Annotated in this window: 4 protein-coding genes; all 4 read left to right on the top strand. The window is 70.7% G+C overall.

All coding sequences use genetic code 11. The features are described from left to right. A partial coding sequence (locus tag AC1D15_RS24540; protein WP_477828028.1) for an amidohydrolase occupies positions 1–686 on the top strand: 686 nt, incomplete at its 5' end. A 10-nt stretch (positions 687–696) separates the two neighbouring features. Continuing rightward, positions 697–1,794 (top strand): M14 family metallopeptidase, encoded by a 1,098-nt coding sequence (locus tag AC1D15_RS24535; RefSeq protein ID WP_477828027.1) that lies wholly within the window; start codon positions 697–699, stop codon positions 1,792–1,794. A gap of 78 nt (positions 1,795–1,872) precedes the next feature. Next, positions 1,873–2,181 (top strand): DUF1272 domain-containing protein, encoded by a 309-nt coding sequence (locus AC1D15_RS24530; protein ID WP_477828026.1) that lies wholly within the window; start codon positions 1,873–1,875, stop codon positions 2,179–2,181. Then, positions 2,178–3,015 (top strand): GlxA family transcriptional regulator (locus AC1D15_RS24525; protein ID WP_477828025.1); only part of this gene is annotated, 838 nt, incomplete at its 3' end. The genes AC1D15_RS24530 and AC1D15_RS24525, both read left to right, overlap by 4 nt.

The following is a 3,015-nucleotide window of genomic DNA, read 5'->3' as shown; positions in this document are numbered from 1 at the left end:
AGTTCGCACTGAAGAACGGCCCGTGCTTCGCGTCGAGCAACGAGTTCCGCATCGTGATCCGCGGCAAGGGCTCGCATGCCGCGATGCCGCACAACGGCATCGACCCGGTGCCGATCGCCTGCCAGCTGGTGCAGGGCTTCCAGACCATCATCACGCGCAACAAGCGGCCGATCGATGCCGGCGTGATCTCGGTGACGATGATCCATGCCGGCGAGGCCACCAACGTGGTACCCGACAGCGTCGAGATCCAGGGCACGGTGCGCACCTTCACGCTCGAGGTGCTCGACCTGATCGAGAAGCGCATGAAGGAGGTGAGCGAGAGCCTGTGCGCCGCGTTCGATGCGAGCTGCGAGTTCGAGTTCACCCGCAACTACCCGCCCACCATCAACCACCCGGCGGAGACCGAGTTCGTGCGCGGCGTGATGGCCGACGTGGTCGGGCCCGAGAACGTGCAGGAGTTCGAGCCGACGATGGGCGCCGAGGACTTCAGCTACTTCCTGCTCGAGAAGCCCGGCTGCTATTTCCTGATCGGCAACGGCGACGGCAGCCACCGCATCGGCGGCCACGGCATGGGCCCGTGCATGCTGCACAACCCGAGCTACGACTTCAACGACGACCTGATTCCGCTCGGCGCCACCTTGTGGGTGCGCCTGGCCGAACAATGGCTCTCGCAGCCGCGGCGCTGAGGCCGGCACGATGAACACCGAAGCGTTGTTCGCGCAGACCTACGCCGAGGCGCGCGGCAAGTTCCTGGCCGCCGCCGAAGCGGCCAAGCTCGACGTCGAGACCCATGTGCACCCGCTGCTCGGCCGCGACGGCGAGACGCTCGCGATGGACGTGGTGCGCGACGGCCCGGCCGATGCGAGCCGGCTGCTGATCATCAGCAGCGCCTGCCACGGCGTCGAGGGCTTCTGCGGCTCGGGCATCCAGGTCGGGCTGCTCGGCGATGCGGCGTGGCGTGCATCGGCGCACGCGGCCGGCGTGGCGGTGCTCTACATCCACGCGCTGAACCCCTACGGCTTCTCGTGGTGGCGCCGCACGACGCACGAGAACGTCGACCTGAACCGCAACTTCCACGATTTCAGCCGGCCGCTGCCGGCCAACCCGGGCTACGACGAACTGGCCGGGCTGCTGGTGCCGCCGATGTGGCCGCCGTCGCCCGAGGTGATGATGCGCGTCGGCCAGTTCGTGCAGCAGCGCGGCATGGAGGCGTTGCAGGCAGCCGTCTCGGGCGGCCAGTACGACCACCCCGAGGGCCTGTTCTACGGCGGGCGCAACCCGACCTGGAGCCACGTCACGCTGCGCCATGTGTTGCAGCAGCACGGGCGGCGTGCTGCACGGCTCGGCTGGATCGACCTGCACACCGGGCTCGGGCCGACCGGCGTCGGCGAGCGCATCTTCGCGTGCCGCGACGATGCGGCAGCGTTGCAGCGGGCCCGCGCCTGGTGGGGCGACGGCATCACGTCGATCTACGACGGCAGCTCCAGCTCGCCGCTGCTGACCGGGCTGATGTGGTCGGCCGCCTACGACGAATGCCCGCAGGCCGAGTACACCGGCATCGCGCTCGAGTACGGGACGCTGCCGATCATGCAGATGATCGAGGCGTTGCGGGCCGACCAGTGGGTCGAGAACCACCCCGAGGCGCCGGCCGACCAGCGCGCGCAGATCAAGCAGCAGACGCGCGACGCGTTCTACGTCGACACGCCGCAGTGGAAGCAGCAGGTGTGGGAGCAGGCGCGCGATGCGGCGGGGGCGGCGGTGCGGGGACTGGCAGCGGGTTTGGTCCGGAACTGATCGATCCAGGTCGGCGGACGCGGCGACGAATCGGGCCTGCCGGCCTATCGTGGCATCCTCCCGCCACGAAAGCCCGCCATGCTCCAGCTCCGCCCCACCTGCGAACACTGCAACACCGCGCTGCCGCCGGAATCGATCGATGCGCGCATCTGCAGCTTCGAATGCACCTTCTGCGCGAACTGCGTCGACAACGTGCTCGGCAACGTCTGCCCGAATTRCGGCGGCGGCTTCGTGCCGCGCCCGGTGCGGYCGGTGAACGACTGGAAGGGCAGCAACCACCTGGCCCGCTACCCYGCCGAGACCATGGTGAAGCACCGCCCGGTCGACCCCGCCACGCAGGCCGCGTTGCGTGAACGCCTGCGCGGCGTGCCACCCGAACAGCGATGACCCGCGTCGACATCGCGATCGTCGTGCCGCCGCGCACGCTGCTGCTCGATGTCGCCGGGCCGGCCGAGGCCTTCCGGCTGGCCGATACGCACCTCGCGGACCAGGGCCGGCCAGAACGCTTCCGGCTGCGCTTCGTCGGGCCGCAGGCGCAGGCCGCGAGTTCGGTCGGGCTGCAGGTCGCCGGGCTCGAACCGCTGCCCGACCGCTTCGCCGCGCCGACCTGGCTGATGGTGGTCGGCCAGCCCGCCGCCGCCCTCGGCCGGCCCGATGCGGCGACGCTGGCCACCGTCGACTGGCTGCGCCGCGACATCGGCCCGCTGCTGCAACCGGGCGAGGACCACCGCCTCGTCGGCGTCTGCACTGGCACGCTGCTGCTGGCCCGCGCCGGCCTGCTCGGCGGGCGGCGCTGCACCACGCACCATGCGTTCATCGAGATGCTGCGCCGCCTCGCGCCCGAAGCGCAAGTGGTCGACAACCGCGTGTTCGTGCTCGACGGCGCGCTCGCCACCAGCGCCGGCGTGACGGCCGGCATCGACCTCGCGCTGCACCTGATCGCGCTGGCCTGCGGCGATGCGCTGGCCGCGCGGGTCGCGAAGGACATGGTGGTCTACCTGCGCCGCACGCAGAACGACCCCGAGCTGTCGCCGCTGCTCGCGCACCGGCACCACATCCACCCGGCGTTGCACCGCGCGCAGGATGCGGTGTGCGAGCGGCCTGGCGACGACTGGACGCTCGGCACGCTTGCCGACGCCGCGCATGTGACGACACGCCACCTGCTGCGGCTGTTCGCCGAGCATGCGGCGGTGTCGCCGATGACCTATGTGGAGAAGATCC

The organism is Rhizobacter sp. P2_H2 (assembly GCF_056403375.1).
The sequence above is the reverse complement of the archived record's forward strand: the minus strand, read 5'-3'. Positions and strand labels throughout refer to the sequence as shown.

Excerpts from the sequence above, each read along its gene's own strand:
- AC1D15_RS24535 (WP_477828027.1), top strand. The coding sequence starts at position 697 with ATGAACACCGAAGCGTTGTTCGCGCAGACCTACGCCGAGGCGCGCGGC.